24 protein-coding genes are annotated in these 24076 nt (G+C 70.7%); 9 read left to right on the top strand and 15 right to left on the bottom strand.

Translation table 11 applies throughout. The features are described from left to right. Positions 1-96 precede the first annotated feature (96 nt). From BM041_RS22475 to BM041_RS22455, 5 genes are all read right to left on the bottom strand, one after another. On the bottom strand, positions 97-708 hold the full coding sequence (locus tag BM041_RS22475; RefSeq protein WP_092962151.1) for a glutathione S-transferase family protein: 612 nt from the start codon (positions 706-708) through the stop codon (positions 97-99). A 104-nt stretch (positions 709-812) separates the two neighbouring features. Next, positions 813-1898, bottom strand: a complete 1086-nt coding sequence (locus BM041_RS22470; RefSeq protein WP_092962150.1) for an OmpA family protein — start codon at positions 1896-1898, stop codon at positions 813-815. A 204-nt stretch (positions 1899-2102) separates the two neighbouring features. Then, positions 2103-3236 (bottom strand): 5-(carboxyamino)imidazole ribonucleotide synthase, encoded by a 1134-nt coding sequence (locus BM041_RS22465; RefSeq protein WP_092962149.1) that lies wholly within the window; start codon positions 3234-3236, stop codon positions 2103-2105. Continuing rightward, on the bottom strand, positions 3233-3736 hold the full coding sequence (purE, locus tag BM041_RS22460) for a 5-(carboxyamino)imidazole ribonucleotide mutase (RefSeq protein WP_092962148.1): 504 nt from the start codon (positions 3734-3736) through the stop codon (positions 3233-3235). The genes BM041_RS22465 and purE overlap by 4 nt, the downstream gene beginning before the upstream one ends. Before the next feature lie 10 nt (positions 3737-3746). Next, the gene (locus tag BM041_RS22455; protein ID WP_092962147.1) at positions 3747-3947 is read right to left on the bottom strand and encodes a YdcH family protein; all 201 of its coding nucleotides are present in this window, start codon (positions 3945-3947) and stop codon (positions 3747-3749) included. A 292-nt stretch (positions 3948-4239) separates the two neighbouring features. On the opposite strand from BM041_RS22455, the gene BM041_RS22450 reads away from it, so the two are divergent. Continuing rightward, entirely contained in the window at positions 4240-4413 is a 174-nt protein-coding gene (locus BM041_RS22450) for a YdcH family protein (protein ID WP_092962146.1), read from the top strand. Positions 4414-4458: 45 nt separating this feature from the next. Here the strand turns inward: BM041_RS22450 and BM041_RS22445 are convergent, their stop codons facing one another. Next, the gene (locus BM041_RS22445) at positions 4459-5031 is read right to left on the bottom strand and encodes a cell cycle transcriptional regulator TrcR (protein ID WP_092962145.1); all 573 of its coding nucleotides are present in this window, start codon (positions 5029-5031) and stop codon (positions 4459-4461) included. A gap of 132 nt (positions 5032-5163) precedes the next feature. Here BM041_RS22445 and BM041_RS30745 point away from each other — a divergent pair, with 132 nt between their 5' ends. After that, a complete protein-coding gene (locus tag BM041_RS30745) occupies positions 5164-5358 on the top strand; it encodes a DUF1192 family protein (RefSeq protein ID WP_175534097.1) in 195 nt (64 codons plus the stop codon). A gap of 42 nt (positions 5359-5400) precedes the next feature. On the opposite strand, the gene BM041_RS22435 is transcribed toward BM041_RS30745, so the two are convergent. Continuing rightward, complete coding sequence (locus BM041_RS22435) at positions 5401-5874, bottom strand: Hsp20 family protein (RefSeq protein ID WP_092962144.1); 474 nt, start codon at positions 5872-5874, stop codon at positions 5401-5403. A gap of 255 nt (positions 5875-6129) precedes the next feature. Then, positions 6130-6360, bottom strand: a complete 231-nt coding sequence (rpmE, locus tag BM041_RS22430) for a 50S ribosomal protein L31 (protein WP_092962143.1) — start codon at positions 6358-6360, stop codon at positions 6130-6132. A gap of 204 nt (positions 6361-6564) precedes the next feature. Between rpmE and pdxY the strand changes: the two genes are divergently transcribed. The 3 genes from pdxY to BM041_RS22415 all read left to right on the top strand — a co-directional run bounded on the left by pdxY (position 6565) and on the right by BM041_RS22415 (position 11287). Further along, positions 6565-7452, top strand: coding sequence for a pyridoxal kinase PdxY (gene pdxY / locus BM041_RS22425; RefSeq protein ID WP_456303968.1), 888 nt, complete (start codon positions 6565-6567; stop codon positions 7450-7452). Between the two features lie 102 nt (positions 7453-7554). Beyond that, positions 7555-10617 carry an autotransporter outer membrane beta-barrel domain-containing protein gene (locus BM041_RS22420; protein WP_092962142.1) on the top strand — a complete coding sequence of 1021 codons (3063 nt, stop codon included), beginning with the start codon at positions 7555-7557 and terminating at the stop codon, positions 10615-10617. Positions 10618-10723: 106 nt separating this feature from the next. Continuing rightward, positions 10724-11287 carry a DedA family protein gene (locus tag BM041_RS22415; RefSeq protein WP_092962141.1) on the top strand — a complete coding sequence of 188 codons (564 nt, stop codon included), beginning with the start codon at positions 10724-10726 and terminating at the stop codon, positions 11285-11287. A gap of 103 nt (positions 11288-11390) precedes the next feature. On the opposite strand, the gene BM041_RS22410 is transcribed toward BM041_RS22415, so the two are convergent. The 5 genes from BM041_RS22410 to BM041_RS22390 form a co-directional block, all read right to left on the bottom strand. After that, positions 11391-12371 (bottom strand): Bug family tripartite tricarboxylate transporter substrate binding protein, encoded by a 981-nt coding sequence (locus BM041_RS22410; RefSeq protein WP_092962140.1) that lies wholly within the window; start codon positions 12369-12371, stop codon positions 11391-11393. Between the two features lie 73 nt (positions 12372-12444). Continuing rightward, a complete protein-coding gene (locus BM041_RS22405) occupies positions 12445-12888 on the bottom strand; it encodes a CBS domain-containing protein (RefSeq protein ID WP_092962139.1) in 444 nt (147 codons plus the stop codon). A gap of 126 nt (positions 12889-13014) precedes the next feature. Then, on the bottom strand, positions 13015-13449 hold the full coding sequence (locus tag BM041_RS22400; RefSeq protein ID WP_175534096.1) for a CBS domain-containing protein: 435 nt from the start codon (positions 13447-13449) through the stop codon (positions 13015-13017). Between the two features lie 105 nt (positions 13450-13554). Beyond that, positions 13555-14373: a transporter substrate-binding domain-containing protein gene (locus BM041_RS22395; protein ID WP_175534095.1), complete on the bottom strand. Its 819-nt coding sequence runs from the start codon at positions 14371-14373 to the stop codon at positions 13555-13557. Between the two features lie 50 nt (positions 14374-14423). Beyond that, the gene (locus BM041_RS22390; RefSeq protein WP_092962136.1) at positions 14424-15566 is read right to left on the bottom strand and encodes a hypothetical protein; all 1143 of its coding nucleotides are present in this window, start codon (positions 15564-15566) and stop codon (positions 14424-14426) included. A gap of 96 nt (positions 15567-15662) precedes the next feature. On the opposite strand from BM041_RS22390, the gene BM041_RS22385 reads away from it, so the two are divergent. After that, positions 15663-16274 carry a TetR/AcrR family transcriptional regulator gene (locus tag BM041_RS22385; protein WP_217648811.1) on the top strand — a complete coding sequence of 204 codons (612 nt, stop codon included), beginning with the start codon at positions 15663-15665 and terminating at the stop codon, positions 16272-16274. Between the two features lie 77 nt (positions 16275-16351). On the opposite strand, the gene BM041_RS22380 is transcribed toward BM041_RS22385, so the two are convergent. Together BM041_RS22380 and BM041_RS22375 are read right to left on the bottom strand one after the other, a co-directional pair. Continuing rightward, positions 16352-18073 (bottom strand): ABC transporter ATP-binding protein, encoded by a 1722-nt coding sequence (locus tag BM041_RS22380; protein WP_092962254.1) that lies wholly within the window; start codon positions 18071-18073, stop codon positions 16352-16354. A gap of 191 nt (positions 18074-18264) precedes the next feature. Continuing rightward, positions 18265-19851 carry an ABC transporter substrate-binding protein gene (locus tag BM041_RS22375; RefSeq protein WP_092962135.1) on the bottom strand — a complete coding sequence of 529 codons (1587 nt, stop codon included), beginning with the start codon at positions 19849-19851 and terminating at the stop codon, positions 18265-18267. A gap of 105 nt (positions 19852-19956) precedes the next feature. Here BM041_RS22375 and BM041_RS22370 point away from each other — a divergent pair, with 105 nt between their 5' ends. From BM041_RS22370 to BM041_RS22360, 3 genes are read left to right on the top strand one after another with little or no spacing between them, the layout of a single operon-like run. Next, the gene (locus BM041_RS22370; protein WP_175534094.1) at positions 19957-20958 is read left to right on the top strand and encodes a TAXI family TRAP transporter solute-binding subunit; all 1002 of its coding nucleotides are present in this window, start codon (positions 19957-19959) and stop codon (positions 20956-20958) included. Positions 20959-20986: 28 nt separating this feature from the next. Beyond that, on the top strand, positions 20987-22900 hold the full coding sequence (locus tag BM041_RS22365; RefSeq protein ID WP_092962133.1) for a TRAP transporter permease: 1914 nt from the start codon (positions 20987-20989) through the stop codon (positions 22898-22900). Next, positions 22897-23928, top strand: coding sequence for an amino acid ABC transporter substrate-binding protein (locus tag BM041_RS22360; protein WP_092962132.1), 1032 nt, complete (start codon positions 22897-22899; stop codon positions 23926-23928). The genes BM041_RS22365 and BM041_RS22360 overlap by 4 nt, the downstream gene beginning before the upstream one ends. The last annotated feature ends 148 nt before the right edge of the window (positions 23929-24076 follow it).

The following is a 24076-nucleotide window of genomic DNA, read 5'->3' as shown; positions in this document are numbered from 1 at the left end:
GTATTTGCGGCGTTTTTCATCACATGCCGGGATATTGCCCATGCGGGGCGCGATGGCGAACGGGCCTGCACACCGCATGGGCAATGGCAGAAAACCTTACCCTTTCCAGCGCGTATCGCCGATGGCCGGGACGGCATTGGCGCGATCCCGCAGCGCCGAGAGGGCGGGGAATCGGCCGGCGGTGAAGTCCGGCATCACCGCATCCGCGAAATCCAGCGCGGCGGTCACGGTGATGTCGGCCTGGGTCATCGCTTCCCCGCACAGCCATGGCTGGCCCTGCGCCAGCATGTCGAGCGCGGTGAAGCCACCCGCCGCCTGATCCAGCAGCTTCGCCGCGGCATCCGCCCAGACGAACTCCGCCGGGCGGCGCTTCGTCTCCTGGTAAGCGGCGACCAGCTTTTCCGTCGCGCCGACGGCCAGCGCCAGCGCCCGCATGGCCGCGCGGCGGGGCGCGCCGGTGGCGGGCACCAAAGCGCGATCGGACCCGACCAGATCGTCGATCGCGTCCAGGATGGCGATGCTGTCCACCAGCACCTCCCCGTCATCCATCACCAGGGCCGGCACGCGGCCGAGCGGGTTGAGGGAGAGGATCTCCGCCCGCTGGTCCACCGTGCCGTAGTGGCGCTGCTCATAGGGGATGCCGAGGACGGCCAGGCTGGCGCCGACGCGGCGGACGAAGGGGGAAAGATTGCGGCCGATCAGGATCATGCGGCGGTTTCCTCAGGTGATTTCTTGGTAGTGTGGTGCAACGAAAAAGGGGGCGCCCTGCGGCACCCCCTTTCCGTGTCGGGCCGTGAAGGTCCGGCGCTGGATCAGCGCAGGACGATCTCGACGCGGCGGTTCTGCGGCTCGCGCACACCGTCGGCCGTCGGGACCAGCGGGCGGCTCTCGCCGAAGGCCTGGATGGTCATGGCGGAGCGCGCCACGCCACGGCGCTCCAGCTCCGCGGCCACGGCGGCGGCGCGGCGCTCGGACAGGCGCTGGTTGTACTGCGGCGTGCCGGAACGGTCGGCGTGGCCGGAAACCTCGATCCGCGTCGTGCCGGTGCGGCTGTTGGTCGCGGCCTCACCGATGATCTGGCGGGCGCGGTCCGTCAGGTCGGCGCGGTCGAAGTCGAAGAACACCAGGAAGGTGCGGGCCGGGGCCGGGGCGGCGGCCGGGGTCGGCGCGACAACAGGGGCCGGGGCCGGGGCGGCGCCGAAGGCGTAGCGCAGGCCGATCAGCAGGCTGTGGTTCATGTTGTCCACATCGGCCGTGCCGCGGGCGCCGGCGCTGCTGCGCACGTCGATCTCGGCGGGCTGCGTGGCCATGAAGCGGTATTCCGCCGTGATGGACAGATTCGCGTTCACCGGGAAGGCGGCGCCCACGATCGCCTGGTAGGCGAAGCGGCCCTGGTCGCCATCGATGGTGAAGCCGGTGCCGGCGGTGTTGCGGGCGCGAACGCCCGAATACTCATGCCACTGGAAGCCGAGGCCCGCGCCGACATAGGGCTGGATGAAGGAACCGGCGCCCAGGTCGAAATCGTAGAAGACATTGGCCATCACGCCGTAGGAGCGGGCCTTGCCGTCGCTGCGGAGCGGCGTGCCGAGCACGCGGAAGCCGCTGGCGCCGTCGACCTCGTTCTCGCGGTAGCTGCCTTCGAGTTCGGCGCGGAGGCCGTTGCCGTAGCCGTAGCCGAGGCTCAGGACGCCGACATAGCCGTAGTTGAATTCGACCGAGCCGCTGCGCTGCGGGCTGGTCAGGCCGGTTGCGGCCGGGCCCTTGATGGCGACGTCGGATTCCTGGAGCAGGTTCACGCCGGCGCCGGCACCGATGTAGAAGCCGGTCACAGGCTGCGCCTGGGCGGCGAGCGGCAGCGCCAGCATGGTGGCGGCCAGCAGGGCCTTGCGGAAGGTCATTCGATCAACTCCTTGATCACAGGTGCGTCGCACCCGACCGGACCACCTCATCGACGTGTGACCGCCGATGCCCCCGTCCAAGGCGGCTGCATGGGAACCAGACTAACATTGCCTGATCGGCGATGTCAGCGCGGATGCAGCATATTCCTTGGTGTGCCGGGCGGGTGTGTGGCAGATCGGCCACACGCCATTATGGCAAAACGGTCACAGGGGCGAGAGATCGGCGGGATCCTGCGCCTCGGCGAGGCTGCCGATCGGCAACAGGCGGTTGGCGTGGCCGAGCTTGCGGCCCGGCCGGGCCTCCGCCTTGCCATAGAGGTGCAGCGCCACGTCCGGCATGGCGGCCAGGGCCGGCCAGGCGGCGAAGGAATCGGGGCCGACCAGGTTCTTCATCACGGCATCGTGGTGCCGGCCGGGATCGGGCAGGGGCAGGCCAGCCACGGCGCGGATATGCAGCTCGAACTGCCCATGGGCGCAGGCATCCATGGTCCAGTGGCCGGAATTGTGGGGGCGGGGCGCCATCTCATTGGCCAACAACGTGCCGTCGGCCTGCAGGAACAGCTCCAGCGCCAGGATGCCGATCAGGTCCAGCGCCGTGGCGACGGCCGCGACATGGGCGCGGGCAGCCGCGGCGACTCCCGCCGGCACCAGGGCCGGGGCGAAGGAGAGGTCGAGGATGTGGTGGGCGTGCCGGTTCTCCACCGCGTCGAAGGTCACGACCTGGCCATCCGCGCCGCGCGCGGCGATGGCGGAGACCTCCTTGGCGAAGGGGATGAAGGCTTCGAGGATCAGCGGATGCGGCGCCAGCCGGTCGAAGGCCGCATCGGCATCCCCGGGCGCCCGCAGCACCGCCTGGCCGCGGCCATCATAGCCAAGCCGGGTGGTCTTCAGCACGGCGGGCAGGCCGAGTTCGGCGATCGCGGCATGCAGCGATTCGCGCGTGGTGATTTCCCGCCAGGGGCCGACCGGAATGCCGGCCGACTCGAAAAAGCGCTTCTCCGCCACCCGGTCCTGGCCGATGCGCAGCGCGGCGACTCCGGGCCGGCAGGGAACCAGGGGGGCCAGGGCGTCGAGCGTCGCGGCCGGGACATTCTCGAATTCGAAGGTCACGACATCGACGGCGGCGGCGAAGGCGGCCAGGGCGACGGCATCGTCATAGCCGCCGACGGTGCGGGCGGCGGCGACCTGCATGCCCGGGCTGTCGGCTTCGGGGGCGAAGACATGGCAGCGATAGCCGAGCGCCGCGGCGGCCAGCGCCGACATGCGGCCCAATTGCCCGCCACCCAGGATGCCGATGGTGGAGCCGGGGGCCAAGGGGGCTGGTACGGGCCGGGTCATGCCGGGCTGTCCGGCACCGCATCGGTGCGCGCGGCGCGCCAGGCGGCCAGGCGCGCGCCGAGCGCGGGATCGCCGAGCGCCAGGATGGCGGCGGCCAGCAGCCCGGCATTCAGCGCGCCGGCCTTGCCGATGGCGAGCGTGCCGACCGGGATGCCGCCGGGCATCTGGACGATGGACATCAGGCTGTCCATGCCCTTCAGCGCGTGGCTTTCGACCGGCACGCCGAGGACGGGCAGGGTGGTGAAGGCCGCGACCATACCCGGCAGATGCGCGGCACCGCCGGCGCCGGCGATGATGACCTGGATGCCCCGCCCGGCCGCTTCCTTGGCATAGGCCACCATGCGGTACGGCGTGCGATGGGCGGAGACGACGCGCGTCTCGTGCGCGACGCCGAGCGCGGCGAGCACCTCCGCCGCCTGGCGCATCGTCTCCCAATCCGAGGTCGAACCCATGATGACGCCGACACGGGGCGGGGCCCCGTCGGCAACGGCTTCGGTCATGGGCGAACCCTCAGGCAATGATGTCGGGGACGAGGCGGCCTTCGAGCCAGGCGATCTCGTCCTTCAGCTTCAGCTTGCGCTTCTTGAGGCGCTGGAGCTGCAGGGCATCGGTCCCGGCCTCGCTGAGCCGGGCGATGACGGTGTCGAGGTCCCGGTGCTCGCTCCGCAGCTCATGCAGGCGTCGGAGAAGGCTGTCGCGGTCGGCCTGCATGCGCCCCCTGGGTGCCGGTTGAAGAGGCAGATCGGGGCCGCGAAACAACGGTTGATCAAGGGTTAAGGCCCCTCGAAAAAACGTGCCGCTCGACCCGGCGGATCGCAAACATAGTGCTGGACCCTGCCGGGGCTCGGCATAACATGGGAGGCGCGGGCGCAGAAGGGACGGATGCGCGCCCCCGGTGCCTGGGTGCCGCCTTCCCGGTTTCGATCCTTGGGATCGTGGCGCCCACCGTGGCGCGGATCGTCCTGCCTTTGCCCCGCGTGGCAACGGACAAGGAACCTTGCGCATGGCTGAAGCAGCACGCATCCGATCCCTCGAGGAGCGGCACGCGACGCTGGAGGCACGGATTGCCGAGGAGGGATGTCGGCCGAAGCCGAACGACCTCGAGCTCGTCCGGCTGAAGCGGGAAAAGCTCCGGCTGAAGGAGGAGATGGAGAAGCTGCGAACGCGCCTGCACTAAGGCAGGGCGTCACCCTCCCCCGGACGACCGGGGGAGGGTTACTGGTCAGGCCGCCTGGTCGTCCATCGGCAGGGGCGGCGGGATCGGGCCGCCGCCATGGCGTTCCATCGCGATGCCCACCGCCTCGTTCAGCGCGGTCTGGGTGCAGAGGCCGAGCGTCACGGGATCCCGCGGCTTGATGTTCGGCGTGTTGGGATGGGTCTTGTCCCGCACCTTCGCGATCGTCTCCTTCGTGGTGGCGAGGAGCTTGACGATCTGCGGGTCCGAGAGCTGGGGATAGTTGCGCAGCAGCCAGGCGATGGCGTCCGGGCGCTCCGTCCGCTTGGCGACGGGGATGTAGCGCGCACCCTTGCCGCGCTGCTTCGGCAGCGGCATCGACCGTTCCGTGAGCTGGAGGCGCGCGCCGGGGGAGGCCTCGCAGCGCACGATCTCCTCCCGCGTCAGCTGGTCATTCGCCACGGGATCGTAGCCGACGATGCCCTGCGCCACCTCGCCATCGGCGATGGCCTGGACCTCGAGCGGATGCATGCCGACGAAATCGGCGATCTGCTCGAAGGAGAGCGACGTCTTCTCGATCAGCCACACCGCGGTGGCCTTCGGCATCAGGGGCGTCTTCATGTTCTACCCTTTGGTGGTCGGGCCGCCGCCTGGGCACGCGGAACCGCGCGCCGGGGCGCCCGCGCCTCGTCAGCATCGGATATAGAGAGGGGGCCGGGCCGGGTCAAAGCCCGAGGAAACGGGGGAGCAGGAATGATGGAGGAGGAGGGGCCGCGGCCCCGGAACCGCTTCACGCCGCCGGTGATCGATGCCTGGGGGGTGGAGGAGTTGCGCGCCTATATCGAGGCGCTGCGGGAGGAGATCGGCCGCGCGGAGCGCGAGATCGGCAAGCGGGAGGCCAGCAGGGCGGCGGCTTCGGCGTTCTTCAAGCTGGGGCCGCAGGGGTAGCGGAAAGGCCGGCGGGTTGTCCCGCCGGCCCGGTCGCTGACGTCAGGCGGCCTGCTGGACCGCCTGGGCCTCGTTCTGGATGACCTTCGGCGCGCCGGCCTGGATCGCGATGCGGCGCGGCTTCAGGGCTTCCGGCACCTCCCGCCGCAGCGCGACATGCAGCAGGCCGTGCTGCAGATCCGCGCCCTCGACCACGATGTGGTCGGCCAGGACGAAGCGGCGTTCGAAGGCGCGGCCGGCGATGCCGCGATAGAGCACGCGACCATTCTCGGCCTGCGCCTGGGGCGCCTTGCCGGAGACGGTGAGCGTGTTCTCATGCGCCACCACATCGATGTCCTCCGGCCCGAAGCCGGCGACGGCCATGGTCAGCACGTAGCTGTCCTCGCCCGTCTTCTCGATGTTGTAGGGGGGGTAGCTGGATCCCTCGGCCGCGGCGCGCGCGGTCTCCGCCAGGCGGGCCATGCGGTCGAAGCCGATGGCGGTGCGGAAGAGGGGAGCGAAATCGAGCGTGTTCATAGAAAGACCTCCTGCGGGAGCAAGGTCGTTGCACGGCGAATCCGAGGGGTCGTGACGGTCCCCGATACCGGGCGACCTGGACCCCTGGTCCGCGCTGTCGGCCCCTATCGGGCACCGCCAGCGATGCAGGAGTTAAGCAACGGCCTGGCGCCGTTCAAGAGGGGGCGCGGACGTGAAAAAACGCGCCCCCGGCGGTGCCGGAAGCGCGCTTCATCATGCGCGGGCAGGACGGCGGGTTGGCCCGCCGTCTATTGCTCAGGCCGTCTTGCGGACGCCGAGGCCGGCGAACTTCTTGTTGAACTTGGCGATCTGGCCGCCCGTGTCCATCACGCGCTGCTGGCCGGTCCAGGCCGGGTGGGACTTCGGGTCGATGTCGAGGCGCATCGTGTCCCCTTCCTTCCCGTAGCACGACCGGGTGGTGAAGGTCGTACCATCCGTCATGATGATGTTGATGGTGTGGTACTCGGGATGGATGTCGGGCTTCATCGGTCCGCCGCTCATACAGAAGGTCCCGCCGACGGTGACCGGCAGGCACAGGGAAGGCGCGCTATAGGGGAGGGCGCGCCGACGCGCAACCTTCCGCGCGCGGCGGCGCCCCGCCGGGATCGATGCGCGCCGCTGCGCGGCGGTTGGGGTTGATCCTGCCCGCCCCGCGACGCCATAGCGGGGGCGCGAAGCAGGACGAAGCGCATGAACCAGGCCACCTCCCCCTCCGATTCGGGGCGCCCGCTGAACATCCTCTCCATCCAGTCCTGGGTGGCCTATGGCCATGTCGGCAATGCCTCCGCCGTCTTCCCCCTGCAGCGGCTGGGGGCGGAGGTCTGGGCGGTGAACACGGTCCAGTTCTCCAACCACACGGGCTACGGCGCCTGGCGCGGCAGCGTCTTCGGGGCGGAGCTGATCCAGGAACTGGTGGAGGGAATCGCCGAACGCGGCGCCCTGCCGCGCTGCGACGCGGTGCTGTCCGGCTACATGGGCGCCGCCGGGATCGGGGAGGCGATCCTGGACGCCACCGCCCGCGTGAAGGCCGCCAACCCCGATGCGATGTATTGCTGCGACCCGGTGATCGGCGATGTCGGGCGCGGCATCTTCGTCCGCCCCGGCATCCCCGAATTCATGCGCGACCGCGCCATCCCGGCGGCCGACATCATCACCCCCAACCAGTTCGAGCTGGAATGGATGGCCGGCACCAGCGTCACCACGCTCGGCCAGGCGAAGGCGGCGGTCGCCGCCCTCCAGGCCCGCGGCCCGCGCTGCGTGCTGGTGACCTCCCTGCGGGTGGATGATACGCCCGCCGACGCCATGGACCTGCTGGCCGCCGATGGCGGGCAGTTCTGGCGCGTCCGCACGCCGCTGCTGCCGGTGAACGTCAATGGCGCGGGCGATGCCATCGCGGCGCTGTTCCTGTTCCACCGCCTGCGCTGGGGCCAGGCCTCCGTCGCGCTGTCGGCCGCCGCCTCCTCCATCTACGGGCTGCTGCGCCGCACGGCGGAGGCCGGCAGCCGGGAGATCCTGACGGTCGCCGCGCAGGAGGAATTCGTGACGCCGAGCCGGGTCTTCCGCGCCGAGGCCTGCTGACCGCCCGTCGAATCTGGTTAACGCCGGGCCGCCGCGACGATTAAGCTCTCCTTTGCGCAAGATTCTTGAGCAACGCGCGGGCAATCGGGGGCGGGACGGATCATGGCAGGGCTGCGCGTGGGTGGCGGAATCGCGCCACTGCTGGGCTGCCTCGCCCTTGTCGCGGCCGAGGCCGCGGCCCAGGACGGCACCTGGAACGGCTTCGGCAGCGGCGACCTCGGATCGGGCGGGAACTGGATCCCCGATTCGGTGCCGACCGGCACCGCGACCTTCGGCGCCACCGGCACGACCAGCGTCTTCCTCGACAATTCACGGGCCTTCGGCACCCTGTCCTTCGAGGCCGGTGCGCCGGCCTATGCCATCACCCTGAATGGCGGCTTCGGCAATGACGTCGCGCTGACCCTGGACGGCGCCGGCATCGCCAATGCCTCCGACTTCGCGCCGACCATCCTGCTGAGCCCGGCCGATCCCAGCGGCGCGGTGCGGCTGCTGCTCCAGAACGGGGCGAGCCTCGGCAATGCGGCGGTCAGCGGCGGCACGGGCGGGCCGACGGTGGTGCAGTTCTCCGGCACCGCCAGCGGCGGCAGCGCGACCATCAATGGCGTGCCGATCGTGCTGCTGGGCGCCTCCATCCTCGGCAATGCCACCGTCACCAACGCGGCCTCGATCGACGTCAACATGACCGGGCCGGCCGGCACGGCGAGCCTCGGCAATGCCAGCATCGGCATGGCGGCGGGCGGCGTGGTGAGCGTGGGCTCCAACGGCTCGCTCGGCACGGCGACGATCACGCTGGGCGGGGGCGGCAGCGCGTTGCAGGTCTTCGACAGCGCCACGGGCAATGGCGCCCGGCTGAACCTGGTGGCGGGCAGCGCGCTGCGGATGGGCAGCGATTCGGCCCCCATGGCGGCCTTCACCCTCGGCACGCTGTCCGCGACCGGCGGCACGATCGAGACCTTCGGCACCGGCACGCTGACCATCCTGTCCGTCGCGGGCGGCGCGCTGCCGGTGGACATCACCGGCAGCGGCAACGTGACCTTCGCGGGCAGTGAGGCGCGGGTGCTGACGGGCGCCAGCACCACCTCGGGCAGCATCGCGGTGCAGGGCGGGTCGCTCACGGTCGGGAATGGCGGCACCACCGGCAGCATCGCGGGCAATGTCGCGCTGGGGGCGGGTACGACGCTCGGCTTCAACCGGTCCGATGCCGTGACCTATGGCGGCGTGGTCAGCGGCACGGGCGGGCTGGTGAAACAGGGCAGCGGCGCGCTGACGCTGACCGGGGCGCACAGCTTCACCGGCGCGACCACGATCCAGGCCGGTTCCCTGCTGCTGTCCGGCGCCGGGTCGCTGGCGGGCAGCGCGGTCTCTGTCGGCGCGGGCACGACCTTCGACATCTCCGGCGCGAACCTGCCCGGCACGAGCGTCGCCGGACTGTCCGGCGCGGGCACCGTCCGGCTGGGCGGCAACCTGCTGACCATCGGCGGCGGCGGCACCCTGTCCGGCGCCATCACCGATGGCGGGGCGGAGGACGGGACCGGCGGCGGCTTGCTGCTGACCGGCGGCGCGCAACTGACCCTGACGGGGACGAGCACCTACACCGGCACCACCACCGTCCGGTCCGGCACGCTGGTGGTGAATGGCAGCCTGGCCTCCCCCGTCAGCGTGGAGGCGGGCGGGCTGCTGGGCGGCACGGGGACGGTGGGGTCCACGGCCGTGGCGGGCACCATCGCGCCGGGCAATTCCATCGGCACGCTGACCGTCGCCGGCAACCTCGTCCTGCAGCCGGGATCGGTGACGGTGATGGAGGTGCAGGGCGGCGCGGCGGATCGCATCAACGTCTCCGGCACCGCGGCGCTGGCGGGCACGCTGCGCCTGGTGCCGATCGGGACCAGCTTCACCTTCAACACGCCCTTCGTGCTGGTGAATGCCGCGGGCGGGCGGACGGGTGCCTTCGATGCGGTCTCCACCACCGGCAGCTTCGGCGCGGGCGTGAACCCGCTGATCGCGCTGACGCCGAATGGCGTGTCGCTGGTGCTGCAACCCCAGTCGCTGACGCCGACCCTGGCGCCCGACACGCCCACCAATGTCGTCAACGTCACCAACGCGCTGGATGCGCGGAGCGGCTCGGCCGACCCCTTTTTCGGCGTGCTGAACGCGCCGGCTGGCGAGACCCGTGCCGCGGCCCGGCAATTGACCGGGGAAGTCGGCACCGCGCCGGCCGCGATCACCCAGCAGGCGGCGTCGCAATTCCTGGCGGCGATGCTGGACGGATCCCGGCTGCGGCGGGGGGAAAGGTCCTCCGACCAGCCCTATTCCGTCTGGGTGGCGGCGACCGGCGGCTATGGCCGCACCGCCGGAGAGGGCGCGACCGGCTCCGCCACGCGCCAGACCCGCCATGCCGGCAGCGTGGCCGGCACCGACATGCGGCTCGGCGCCGGGACCACCTTCGGCTTCGCCTTCGCGGGCGGGCAGGGGGAGGCGACGCTGGATGGCGGGCAGGGGCGGGCGAGCGGGGAGGTGTTCCAAGGCGGCCTCTTCGGCTCCCACTGGTTCGGGCCGCTCTTCCTGGGCTTCGCCGGCAGCCATACGCGGATGGAAGCCGATACCAGCCGGTCGATGAGCTACCTCAACGGGGCCGCGCGGGCGGAGACGGTGCCGCAGACCTGGTCCACGCGGATCGAGGCGGCCTACGAGATGGCGAAGATCGGCGGCTTCACCCCGATCCCGGCCTTCGCCTACCAGGGCCATTGGACACGGAGCGAGGGCTATTCGGAGACCGCCTCGGGCGGCGCGACCGCCGCGGCGCTGACGGTGCAGCCCACCACCCAGGCCACGACCCGGACCGAGATCGGGCTGGGGGGCGAATACGAGGTCGGGCGGAGCGACCTGCTCGGCCGGTCGCTGGGGCTGAACCTGCGGCTGGTGGGGCGCCTGGCCTGGGCGCATTACCTCGACCGGGAAGCGGGCATGCTGTCCAACTTCGCGGGGGAGCGCAGCACCGGCTTCGTGACGAATGGCGCGCGGCCGGACCGGAACGCGGCGCTGGTCGGGGCGGGGCTGGAGGTGACGCTGGCCGACCGCATCACCCTGCACAGCCGGATGGAGGGTGAGTTCAGCGGCAATGTGACCAGCGTCGGCGGAACGGCGCGGCTGCGTTACGAATTCTGAGCTTCTTCGCCGACCTGTCTTAAATGTGACACCGCATTAATGGTCCCTGGATGTCTTTTCATCATCCTGCATATCAGTCATGCTCATCACGAGCGGGAGAGCAGGTTTGGCAGAAATCTGGGAGGATTGGGGCTCACTCGCCTATCTCGGCGTGTTCCTCTGGGCGTTCCTCGAAGGCGAGACCTTCGTCATTGCCGCGGCGGCCGTCGGTTCGGCGACCGGGCTCATCGACCCCTGGCTCCTGATGCTCTCCGCCTGGTTCGGATCCTTCTGCGGCGACCAGTGCTGGTTCTATCTCGGCTGGAAATTCGGCCCGCGGCTGCTGGAGCGGATGCCCAAGGCGCGCAAGCATTTCGAACGCGCCTCCGTCCTGCTGCACAGATACGGCGCCTACTTCATCCTGAGCTTCCGCTTCCTCTACGGCATCCGCAACGTCGCGGCGGCGGCCTGCGGCATGGCGGGCCTGTCCTATCGCCGCTTCGCGATCCTCAACTTCATCGGTGCCGGCGTCTGGGCCGCGAGCTTCGTGGCCGCGGGCTGGTTCCTCGGCGCCTGGCTGGGGGCGGAGAACATCTTCTGGGCGATCGGCGGCATCGCCTTCTCGGTGGTCGGCTTCTTCCTGGCGCGCTGGTGGTGGCGCCGACGCCGCGCCGCTGTCCAGCCGACCTGACACTCGCAACCGGGGCGCGAGTAGCGGCAATCCCGGGTTGTGACGGAATGATGACGGTGACGACAGAAGGCCCGGGCGGGATGAACGCCCGGGCCTTCACGTTTCAGCTCGGTTCGATCCCCGCCGCGCGGATCAGGCCCTGCCAGGTTTCGCTGTCCGAGGCGAGCTGCGCGGCGAAGGCGGCTTCGCTGGTCGGGCGGGGCGTCAGGCCGCGCTTGGCGAATTCGGACACGATCTCCGGCTCCGCCAGCACCTGGCGGATCACGTCGCCCAGCCGCTGGCGGATCGGCGCCGGCGTCGCGCGCGGCACCAGGATGCCGTCCCAGTTCAGCACCTCGTAGTCCGGCAGGCCGGTCTCGATCATCGTCGGCACGTCGGGGAGTTCGGGCGCGCGGGTGCGGGTGGAAACCCCCAGCGCCCGGATGGTGCCGGCGGCGATGTGGGTGGTGACGGTGCCCATGGGGGAGAAGGAGAAGTCATGCTCCCCGGCCACCAGCCCGAGCATCTGCGGCCCGCCGCCGCGATAGGGGACGGAGACGGTGCGCGTGCCCGCGATCTTGTCCAGCAGGATGCCGCAGAGATGGCCCGGGGAGCCGACGCCGCCGGTGCCGTAGGTGATCGTGTCCGGCCGCGCCTTCGCCGCCGCCACCAGCTCCGCCACGCTCCGCCAGGGGCGGGAGGCGGGGACGACGAGGACATTGGTCGCGTTGAAGATCAGCGACAGCGGCGCCAAATCATTCACGGGATGGAAGGGCATGTGCCGCACCAGCGCCGGGTTCACCGCCAGGGTGCCGATATTGGCGGAGACGAGGGTGGTGCCATCCGGCGCGCTGCGGGAAGCGGCTTCCGCCGCCAGGTTGCCGCCGGCGCCCGCGCGGTTGTCCACCACGACGGTCTGGCCGAGCAATGCCGAAAGCCTGGGCTGGATGATGCGAACGGCGGCATCGGAGGCACCGCCGGGCGGGAAGCCGATCAGCAGCCGCAGCGGGCGGTCGGGCACCCAGGGCGAGCCCTGTGCCCGCGCCAGGGCAGGAACCAGCAAGGGCGCGGCAAGGGTGCCGAGCAGCAGGCGGCGTTGAATCATCGCGAAGTCTCCAGGAAGCGCGGGCCCGCCAGCGCGGGCTGCGCGCCGGGGGCAGGCAAAAGTGGCGCCGCGTTCAGTTCACATAGGCGCGGCTGTTGTCCTGACCCTCGGCGGCACCGGGATGGGCGGCGGGATCCGGGCGGTGGCGCAGCAGGTCGCGCAGGCCCACCAGGCCGAGCAGCCGGCCTTCGGGGGTGCAGACGGGCAGGTGGCGCAGATCGCCATCCGCCATCAGCGCGATGGCATCCGCCACGCTGGTATCGGGCAGGACGGAGATGGGCGTGCGGCGCATCGCATCCTCCGCCGCCAGGCCGCGGATGCCGGCACGGCGTTCGGCCACGATGCGGACGATGTCGAATTCGGAGAGCAGGCCGATGGCGTTGCCGCCGCGGTCCTGCACCACCACCGCGCCGATGCGGTGTGCCGCGATCAACCTCGCTGCTTCCGCCACCGGACTTTCCGGCGTCACCGCGATGACCCCATGGCTCGTCAGCCGCAATACGGCTTCGATGTTCATGGTGATGAGCGCTCCCTGCGCCGGTCCTTAGTGTGCGTTCCCCTCCGCCTGGCGCATATCGGTAGGGTTCACGCATTCGCAATGTTGGGGGCCGTCGATTTCTGAAGAAATCCCGGCAGGCGGCTTTCAGTGCAGGCGGCTGCGCGGTGGCCGGTCCGCCCGGGCGCCGCCATCGGCGGGGGCGCGGTGCCGCACCAGATCCGCCAGGCCGAGGATGCCGACCAGCACGCCGCCATCATCCACCACCGGCAGGTGTCGCTGGATGCCTTCCGCCAGCAGGTCGATGGCGACGGGGATCGAGGTCTCGGGCCCCACCAGCAGCGGGTCGCGCAGCATCAGCGCGGCGACGTCGAGGCCCGCGACGCCGCGCGGCCGCGCGGCAACCGCGCGGACGATATCGGATTCCGACAGCAGGCCGAGGATGGTGCCGCCATCATCGCGCACCAGCAGCACGCCGATCCCGTGGCCGGCGAGCAGCCGCGCGGCATCGCCGGCCGGTGTGTCCGGCCGGACGGTGATGACCGCATTTCCCTTGTGACGCAAAACATGGGCGATCGACATGGTCCGGGGTCCTTCCCTTCGAACGATGCTGTCGCCTTGCTCAACCGCGCGCGGTGTATCCCCGCGCGTCATCCCGTTGCAACACGATTCCGCCCCCCCGTGCGGTCAGGCCCCCGCGGTGCGGCTGCCCGCCGGCGCCACCGGGCCCGTGATGGACATCGCATCCAGCGCGCGCCGCACCGTGCCATCGGCCTTGGCGCTTTCGATGAAGGCGGTGGCCCAGGCATGGGCAAGGGGGCGGCCCCGCGGCACGACGATGGCGGTGCCCAGCGCGTGGAAATGTCCATCCAGGATGCGCGCGCCGGGCAGGCGGGGCAGCAGGCTGTCCAGCGATTCGCGCCCCAGCGCCACGCCATCGACCTCCCCCCGCGCGATCGCCGCCATCACCTGGTCCAGGCTGGCGGCGGCGGTGATGGTGGCGCGCGGCGCGGTGCGCTGGCTGGCGCGGATGGTCGTGGTGTTGGCGACACCCCAGATCCGCATGCCCGGCGTGTTCGCCTGCTCCACGCTGGTCAGCGGACTGCCCGCCGGCGCCAGATAGGTGCTGGTGGAGAGGTAGTAGTCCGGCCCGAAATCGAGCCTGGCCACCCGTTCCGCATCGACCGGCATGAAGGAGAGGTCCCAGGAGGGCGTCGCCGTGGCGCCGGCCTCCACCACCTCACCGGAAGAATTCAGCAGCAGCAGGTCGAGCGGCACGCCGAGCCGGCTGGCGGCTTCCTGTGCCAGCGCCACCGTCACGCCGCGCGCCGTGCCATCGGGCTGGCGCATGGCCCAGAAGGCGGAGGCCGCGGGGCCCACGCCGATGCCGACGCGGAGCCGCCCGGTGGGGAGAAGCTGCGCCCGCGCCGCGGCATCGGCGGGCTGCGCCAGGGCGGGCCGCGTGGCGAGAAGCGCGGCGGCGGCCAGCAGGCTGCGTCGGAGCATGGCGGTTCCTCCCGGTGGTGTTGCGCGCAGCATGGTCCTGCGCGCCGCGGTCAGGAAGGCCGTTCATCTTGCGGCATGGCGTAGCCCAGCGTGTCGAGGAGGATGTCGCGCATCCCGATGGGGTTCATCAGCCGATGAATGCGGGAGACACCGACCACCGCCGTCTGGTGGTCCGTCCAGTTGTAGTCCACCAGCACCGGCACGGTCACGACGGCCGCTCGCACCATGGTGGAACGCGCCAGCAGCCGGTCGCCCCCGGCATCGGGCAGCGTGACCTCGAAGCGCGTCACCAGGCGGCTGCCGCGGCGGTCCCCGGCGCGCGGCCCCGGCAGGGTGGTTTCCGTCACCGACAGCCGGGGGGAGGGCGCCCAATCCGCCTCCTCCACCGTGGCGACGCAGGGGCGCCCCGCGCGGCAGGTATCGGGCGCGGCGGCGGCATAGGTGACGCTGCGCGGCGGCGCATCCGGCGCCTGCCAGGTGATGCGCAGCCGGTCCACCTGGCCGGAGCGCAGCAGGCCCTCGCACAGCGTGTCGCAGCGCGCATCCCGGAAGGGCTGCGGCGAGCCCCGCTCCGCCACCGACGCCACGGCGATCTCCAGCCGCCGCGGCGCCTCGCCCTCCAGCCGGCCGGCGACATCCTCCGCGCGGAGTGGCGCGGCCTCCCGCTCCGCCATCAGGCGGGAGGCGAGGCCCGGCGGGATGGTCAGGGCTGCGAAGATCGCCGCGGCCAGAAGCAGCGCGGGATGCCGCCGCCCCGTGGCCCGCGCCACCAGGAAGGCGGGCCACCAGACCGTCAGGGCCAGCGCCGCGTTCAGCGCCACCAGCAGGAGCGCGCCGATGGCCGGCATGAAGGTCATCAGCACCGTCGGCAGGCCCGGGCCGAGGAGGGCCGGCACGGAGACGATGATCGCCACCGCATGGACGATGGCGAAGGGCATCAGCGCATCCCGCCCAGCCCCCAGCTTCAATGTCTTCAGCGGCAGCGCGACCATGAGCGTGGCGGGAATGATGGCCAGCAGCCCCAGCCCGATGACCTGCGCGACCTGCCAGGGCAGGCCGAACCACTCGGCCTGGGCCAGGATCAGGAAGGCCAGGATCACGCCGGCGACGGCCGTCACGAGGTTCTTCAGCCCGTCCAGCAGGTCCGGCTTCGCGCTTGGGGTGGGGGTGGGCGGGGTGAGGATCGGGTGCATGGCGGGTTCCTTGAACAACGTTCAATTCGCTATGCCATCGTCGTGAACGTTGTTCAATCGTTTTCTGAACGGCGTTCAACCGCTATGCTGCCCCCCATGTCCCCCCCCATATCCACCGCCGACCGCCACGCCGCGCTGCGCGCCGCCCTGACCGATATCGCCGAGCACCGGATCGCCGAGGGGGGCCTGGCCGCGCTGAAGGCGCGCGACCTGGCGAAGGAGGCCGGGTGCTCCCTCGGCGCGATCTACCTGCATTTTCCGGACCTCGATGCGCTGGTCTTCGCCGTGCAGGCGCGGACGCTGGACCTGCTGGACGCGGCGGTCTCGGCGGCGGCCGGGGAGGGGGCGGCGCCGGCCCCGCGCATCCTCGCGCTCTCGCTCGCCTATCTCGACTGGGCGGCCGCGAACCGCCCGCGCTGGGCCGCGCTGTTCGAACACCGGCTGGCCGCGGATGCCGAGGTCCCGCCGGATTATCGCGCCCAGCGCGCCCGGCTGTTCCGCCATGTGGAGGCGCCGCTCACCGCCCTTCTGCCGCAGGCGACGCCGGCGGAGCGGGAGGCGATGGCGCGATCCATCTTCGCCGCCGTCCACGGCATCGTCTCCCTCGGCCTCGATGAGAAGCTGGAGACGACGCCCCTGCCGGCGCTGCGGGCGCAGCTTGCCGCCGTGGTGCTGGCCCTGGCGCGGGGCCTCGCGGCGCCGGGCTAGGGTCCAAACCCAGTCAGACCCGAGGCGGATGCCGCGAGAGACCGGCCAGGCGCCCGGCAGATGGCTGGGTTTGGACCCTAGGACGCTTCGGTGAACTGTGCCTCGTGCAGGCGCCGATACGGCCCGGGGCGGGCCAGCAGGTCCTGGTGCGTGCCCTGTTCGGCGATGCCGTCGGTGGTGACGACGACGATGCGGTCGGCGTCACGGATCGTCGCCAGGCGGTGGGCGATGACCAGCGTCGTGCGGCCCTGCGCCAGCTCCGCCAGCGCCTGCTGGATGGCGCGCTCCGTCTCCGTATCCAGCGCGCTCGTCGCCTCATCCAATATCAGGATCGGCGGGTTCATGAGGAAGATGCGCGCGATCGCCATGCGCTGCTTCTGCCCGCCGGAGAGCTTCACGCCGCGCTCCCCGATCAGCGTGTCGAGCCCCGCCGGCATCTCCGCGATCAGCGCATCCAGCCGCGCGCGCCGCGCGGCCTGCATGATCTCCTCATCCGAGGCGCCGAGCCGGCCATAGGCGATGTTCTCCCGCATCGTGCCGGCAAACAGGAACACATCCTGCTGCACCAGGCCGATCTGCGCGCGGAGCGAGGCCAGCGTCATGTGCCGGATGTCGATGCCGTCGATGGTGATGCGGCCGCCCTGCACATCGTAGAAGCGCGGCAGCAGGGAACACAGCGTGGTCTTGCCCGCGCCGGAGGGGCCGACGAGGGCGATGGTTTGCCCCGGCTCCACCGCCAGATCGATGCCGCGCAGCACGGGGCGCGCAGGGTCGTAGCCGAAGGTCACACCCTCGAACCGCACCGCGCCGCGAAGCGCGGGGGCGGGACGGGCATCGAGCGCGTCCTCGATCTCCGGCTTCGTCGCCATCAGGTCGAGGTAGCTGCGGAAACCGGCGATGCCCTTGGGATAGGTCTCGATCACCGCGTTGATCTTCTCGAGCGGCCGGTAGAAGACGCCGACCAGCAGCAGGAAGGCGACGAAATCGCCGATGGTGAGGCTGCCGCCCACGATGAACACCGCGCCCGCGAGCATCACCACCAACTGCACCAGCCGCATGCCGAGGTAGTTGAAGGTCGTGCCGATGGCCATGATGCGATAGGCATCGAGCTTGGTGCGCTGGTAGCCCGCATTGTCCGCGGCAAACAGGCGCCTCTCATGCGCCTCATTCGCGAAGGCCTTCACCACGCGGATGCCGCCGACCGCTTCCTCGATCCGCGCATTGAAGGCGCCGACGCGCCGGAACTGCGCCTGCCAGTTGCCCGTCATCCGCCCGCCGAAATGCGCGACGGCCCAGCCGACGATGGGGACGATCAGCGCCGTCAGCAAGGCGAGCTGCGGGCTGACCATCACCATCAGCGCGAAGGCGCCGGCGAAGGTCAGCAAGGCGATCAGCAGATCCTCCGGCCCGTGATGCGCGACCTCCCCGATATCCTCCAGGTTCTTGGTCACGCGGCCCACCAGGTGGCCGGTCTTTTCCTCATCGTAGAAACGGTGCGACAGGCGCAGCAGATGGTCGAAGGCGCGGGCGCGCAACTCCGTCTCGATCGCGATGCCGAGCACATGGCCCCAATAGGTGACGATCGCCATCAGCACGGCGTTGAGCAGATAGACCGCAAGCAGCCCCGCGATCGCCAGCACCACCACCTGCATGTCCTGCCGCGGCAGCAGATGGTCGATGAAGGCCCGCACGGCCATCGGGAAGCCAAGCTCCAGCAACCCCGAGGCCGCGGCACAACCGAAGGCGATGAAGACCAGCCGCAGATGCGGCCGGTAGAACTGCGCGAACTGTCGGATCATGAGGGGGCGATACACCCGGAGGTGCGCCGTCTGCAAACGCGTTTCGGGGAGGGCGTCGCCCTCCCCGAGCCCCACCCACCAAGGGGCAGCGGCCCCTTGGCACCCTTGAGATTGGTCGATCGAGGGAGGGGCACCGCTGGACCCTGGCAGGGAGAGCGCGAGAGGGACAGCGTCCCTCTCGCACAGCGCGTTCACCCCCGGCGGATGTTCAGCGGCAGTGTCATCCCCTTCTGGATTCCCGTCAGCCCGCGGCGCCAGGCGGCGTCGGTGTAGTATTGGCCGAGCGGGATGTAGGGCGCGTCCTGCCACAGCGCGGCCTGGACGCGGCGGGCGATGGGCCTTTGCGCATTGAGGTCCGGTGCCGCCAGCCATTCGTCGCGGAGTGTTTCGAGGGTCGGGCTGGTGGGCCAGCCGAACCAGGCCTGGCGGCCATTGCCGCGCAGCAGCGGGTGGACGCCGGGGTTGGCCAAATCCACGCCGCCGAACAGGACGATGAGGGCATTCCACCCGCCCTGGCCGGGCGGGTTCTGGTTGGCGCGGCGTTGCAGGACGGTGGCCCAGTCGCTGGTCGCGCTGTCGGCGTTCAGGCCGCTGCGCTTCATCACGTCCGTCAGCAGCGTGGTCAGGGTGTTGTTGTTGGTGACGTCGGTGGGGTGCAGGACGGTGACGGGCGTATTGGCGTAGCCCGTGGCGCGGAGCGCTTCCCGCGCGCGGTCCACGCTGCGGGGGGATGTCATGGCCGCGATCCCCTCGTCATTCGCGAGCGGCGATGCGGTGGGGAAGGCCCCGATGCCATCGGACCAGAGGCGCCTGTCATTGCCCATGATGGAGGTCATGAAGTCGGACTGGTTGATGGAATGCAGCAGGGCACGGCGCACGGCCGGATCGTCGAAGGGCGCGTGCAGCTGGTTGAAGCGGAGATGCGCGACCAGGCCGCCGGTATCCACGCGGTCCAGCACCACGTCGCGGTGGCGTGCCAGCAGGCCGCGCAAATCGGGCGCCACCTGTTCGTACATGTCGATCTCGCCGGATTGCAGCGCGGCGGCGGCGGTGCCGGCATCGGGGATCCAGTTGAAGACCACGCGTTCGAAATGCGCCATCTTGGCGCCGCCGAGCAGGCTGGGCGCGGCGGGGTTCGGGACATAGCCCTCGAACCGCTGGTAGACGGCGCGGGCGCCGGAGAGGCGTTCGGCGGCCACCCAGCGATAGGGGCCCGATCCCACGACTTCCGTGAAGGGGCGGGCCGGATCGACGGTGGCGAAGCGTTCGGGGAAGATGAAGCAGGGGTAGGAGCTGGGCTTGCCGAGTGCTTCCAGCATCGGGCCGAAGCGCTGCTTCAGGCGGATCTCGAAGCGCCGGTCGTCCAGCGCCGTGATCGCGTCCGTCCGGTCCCGCAGCGTCTGGCCCAGCGTGTCCCGCGCCCACCAGCGCTGGATGGAGGCGACGGCGTCGCGCGCGCGGACCGGTTCGTTGTCGTGGAAGCGCACGCCGGGCCGCAGCGTGAAGGTCCAGCGCAGCCCGTCATCCTCCACCGTGTGGCCGGCGGCCAGCTGCGGGCGGATGACGAAATTCTCGTCCGGGCCGTAGAGCGTGTCCCAGCACATATGGCCGTGGTTGCGGACGCCGTAGCTCGTCGTGCTCATGGGGTCGATGGAGGTGACGTCCGCCTGCGGCATGTAGCGCAGCGTGGTGGCCGCGCTGCCCTGGGCGAGGGCGGGGGCGGCGCGGGCGGCGAGGGGGGCGGCGGCGAGGGTGGTCAGTAGCGTACGGCGGCGCATGGAGGGACTCCCAGCTTACGGAGACGCAAGGATGCCGGGCCTTGCCCAGCCCGCGCAATGCCGCGCATGATCGCCGCCTCAGGTCGAGGTTGGGAGAGACAAGACATGGCCCTGTTCGTTCCGCGGCGCGCCGCGCTGCTGGGTGCCGCCGCCGCGCTGGCATCCCCCTTCATGCGCACGGCGCAGGCGCAGCAGACCTTCGAATTCGTGGCGGGGTCGGTCGGCGGCGGATGGTACACCATCGCCGCTGGCTTCTCCTCCCTGATCGCGGAGGAGAATCCGCAGATCCGGCTGCGCGTCGTGCCGGGCGGTGGCCTCGCCAATTCCACCCGCGTGAACAACAACCAGTCCCAGGTCGGCTTCGGCATCGATGCCTTCGCCGCCGCCGCCGCGCGGGGCGAGGAACCCTACACGGCCAAGCACGAGAACATCTCCTCACTGGGCGTCGGCTACAGCCCGACCGAGCACAATCTGATCCGCCGCGCCGATGCGGGGCCGGAGGGGATGCGGGAGATCCTGACCCAGCGCGGCCTGCGGATCGCCTGCCCGCAGCGCTCCAGCACGGATGAGATGACGCTGCAGCGCATCCTGCGCTTCCTCGGCACCAGCCCGGACGCGATCCGGAACTCCGGTGGCCGCTACCTCAACGGGTCCTATGCCGATATCGCGGCGGCCTACAATGACGGCCAGGTGGACTACCTGTACTGCGCGCTCGCCAAGCCGGCCGCGATCCTGACCGAGATCGGCCAGGGCCGCCGCGCCACGCGGATGGTGGCGTGGCCGGAGGATGTGCGGAAGCACCTGCAGGACACCTTCGCCTACAACCAGGGCCTGCTGCCGGCGAACACCTATCCGAGCCTTGGCCAGACGCAGGACATGATGGTGACGACGATGGACACCGTCATCATGGTCCATAATTCGCTGCCGGAGCCCGTGGCCTATGGCATCACCCGCACCCTCATCAAGCATGCCGGGCCGCGGCTGACGCAGATCCATGCGTCCTGCGCCGCCTTCAACCCGCGGGAGGCCTGGAAGTACAACGGCCTGCCGCTGCACCCCGGCGCCGCGCGTGCCTTCCGCGAAGCGGGCGTGATGCCGGCGGCCTGAACGGCCGCCGGTATCCTCGCACGCCGGGATGCGTGATCTTTCGGGCCCGCTGAAGTGGGTGTGCTGGGCATGGGCCGCGGCGGCTGCCGCGGTCCATCTCTATTTCGGCGCGGTGGGATTCCCTGAACCCATCCAGATGCGCGGGTTCCACCTGCTCGTCTTCGTGCCGATCCTGTTCCTGCTCTATCCCGCGCGGCCCGGGAAATCCCCGGCGCGGCGACCCTCGGTGCTCGACTGGGCCTGGGCGGTCGCGGCCGCGGCGCCGCATGCCTGGGTGATGTGGAACTGGATGGCGGTCGCGGACCGCATGGAATACGTCGATCCCTTCACGCCCATGATGATGGTGCTCGGCATCACCTGCATCGTCACGCTGCTGGAAGCGACGCGGCGCGCGGTGGAACCGGGCCTGGCCTGGATGGTGGCGGGCAGCCTCGCCTACATGCAGTGGGGCTACCTGGTGCCGGGCATCTTCAACGCCCGCCCCTTCACGCCGCAGGAGATCGTCGAAGCCGCCTGGCTGGTGCCGACCGCGGGCGGCGTCTATGGCCCGCTGACCGGCATCGTCGCCACCACCATCGCCGTCTTCATCCTGTTCGGCAGCTTCATGCAGGGCAGCGGCACGGGGCGGCTGTTCAGCAACCTCGGCGCCGCCGCCGCCGGGCGCTACACCGGCGGGCCGGCCAAGGTCGCCGTCATCACCTCCGGCCTTTTCGGGACGATGAGCGGGTCCTCCGTCTCCAACGTCATCACCACGGGCGCGATGACGATCCCGCTGATGACGCGCATCGGCTACAAGCCCGCCGTCGCGGGCGGGATCGAGAGTGCGGCTTCCGTCGGCGGCGCGCTGATGCCGCCGGTGATGGGCGCGGCCGCCTTCGTGATGGCGGAGATCACCAACATCCCCTATGGCGATATCGTCATCGCCGCGGCTATTGGTGCAGTTCTCTATTACTTCGCCATCCTCGCCGCCGTGCATTTCGAGGCGAAGAAGCAGGGCATGACCGGCATGCCGCTGAAGGACATCCCCGCCTGGCGGGAAGTCCTGGCCGATGTCCACCTGGTGCTGCCCATCGCCGTGCTGGTCTGGATGATGATGGAGCGCTGGTCGGGCAACTACGCCGCCTTCTGCGCCACCGTCGCCATGGTCGTCGTCGCCATGCTGAAGAAGCGCACGCGGATGAGCCTGCGGGACATCGTGGAGAGCCTGGCCCAGGCGGGGCTGACCATGGCACCGCTGGCGGTCTCCATCGCCGGCGCGGGCATCGTCGTCTCCGCCCTGACGGCGACGGGGATGGTCGTGGCCTTCGGCGGCATCATCAAGGGGCTGGCGGATGGCAATCTCGGCCTGCTGCTGGTGCTGCTGGCGCTGACGGTGCTGGTGCTCGGCCTCGGCATCCCGACGACGCCGTCCTACATCATCGCCGCCGCGATCGGCGTGCCGCAGGTGCTGGAACTGGGCCGCAGCATCGGCGTGGACCCGCTGGCGGCGCACCTCTTCGTCTTCTACTTCGCGGTGATCGCGGATGCGACGCCACCCGTGGCGGCGGCGGCCTTCGCGGCGGCGGCGATCGCCAAGGCCAGCCCCACCATCACCAGCGTGCACGCGACCCGCTTCGGCATCGCCGGCTTCACCGTGGGCTTCGCCTTCATCTACGACCCCGGCATCATGTTCCGCGGATCGGCCTTCGACATCATCCTGGCGACATCGAACCAGGTGGTGGCGCTGACGCTGATCACCGCCAGCTATGCCGGCTTCCTGCTGGCGCCGGTGGGCTGGCCGGTCCGCCTGCTCATGGCCGCGACGGGGCTGGTCGCCGCCTTCGCCCATGTGCTGGACGACACGACGCGCTTCCTGATCGCGGCCTGCGTGCTGGGCGGGATCGCGGGATTCCAATGGGCGGCGGCACGCACCGCGCGCCTCAACCAGGGGGGAACAGGATGATCCGCAGCACAGTCGCGGCGCTGGGCTTGCTTGCCGTCACGGCGCTGCCGGCCCTCGCGCAAAGCGTCGTCTCCGCCGGGCCGACGCTGACCGCCGTACGCGCCAAGGGCGTGGTCGATTGCGGCGGCCATCCCGGCGCGCCGGGCTTCGGCGTCATGGACAGCCGCGGCACCTATGCCGGGCTCGATGCCGATACCTGCCGCGCGGTCGCCGCCGCGGTGCTCGGCGACGGCAACAAGGTGCGCTTCACCACGCTCACCTCCTCCACCCGCATGACGGCGCTCCAGGCCGGGCAGATCGATGTCCTGCCGCGCACCACCACCTGGACCCATTCGCGCGACACCGCCAACGGCCTCAACTTCACCGCGGTGAACTTCTACGACGGGCAGGGCTTCCTGATCCGCCGCAGCCTCGGCGTCACGCGCGCCACGCAGCTCGACGGCGCGACCTTCTGCGTCACCGCCGGCACCACCAGCGAACTCAACCTGGCGGACTGGGCGCGCGCCAACCGTCTGACCGTCCGCCCCCTGGTCTTCGAGAACAACGACGAAACCCGCGTCGCCTACCAGTCCGGCCGCTGCGACGTCTTCACCACCGATGCCTCCCAGCTCGCCGGCACGCGCACCGCACTCCGCAACCCCGCGGAGCACATGGTCCTGCCCGAGCTCATCTCGAAGGAACCCCTCGGCGTCGCGGTCCGCCAGGGCGACGACCAGTGGTTCGACATCGTCCGCTGGACCATCTTCGCGCTGATCGAGGCCGAGGAACTCGGCGTCACGCAAGCCAATGTGGACGAGATGCTGCGCAGCGAACGCCCCGATGTGCGCCGCCTGCTCGGCGTCTCCGGCGACCACGGCCCCTTCATGGGCCTCGACCGGCGCTGGGCCTACAACGCCATCAAGGCCGTGGGGAACTACGGCGAGATCTTCGACCGCCACCTTGGCGCCGGATCGCCCGTGGGCCTGCCGCGCGGCGTGAACGATTTGTGGACGCGCGGCGGCCTGATGTACGCGCCGCCGATCAGGTGATGGCCTTGCAGGGGGCTCTGCCCCCTGCACCCCCGCAAAGGGGCAGCGGCCCCTTTGAACCCCCTTCAATCGATGGGTGATGGGAGGGGCATGGCGGTGCCGCCGGACAGGCGGGCGTTCCGTGCCCCTCCCATCACCCATCGATGCA

Origin of the sequence: Falsiroseomonas stagni DSM 19981 (assembly GCF_900114315.1) — a bacterium.
Lineage (GTDB): Bacteria > Pseudomonadota > Alphaproteobacteria > Acetobacterales > Acetobacteraceae > Falsiroseomonas > Falsiroseomonas stagni.
The sequence above is the reverse complement of the archived record's forward strand: the minus strand, read 5'-3'. Positions and strand labels throughout refer to the sequence as shown.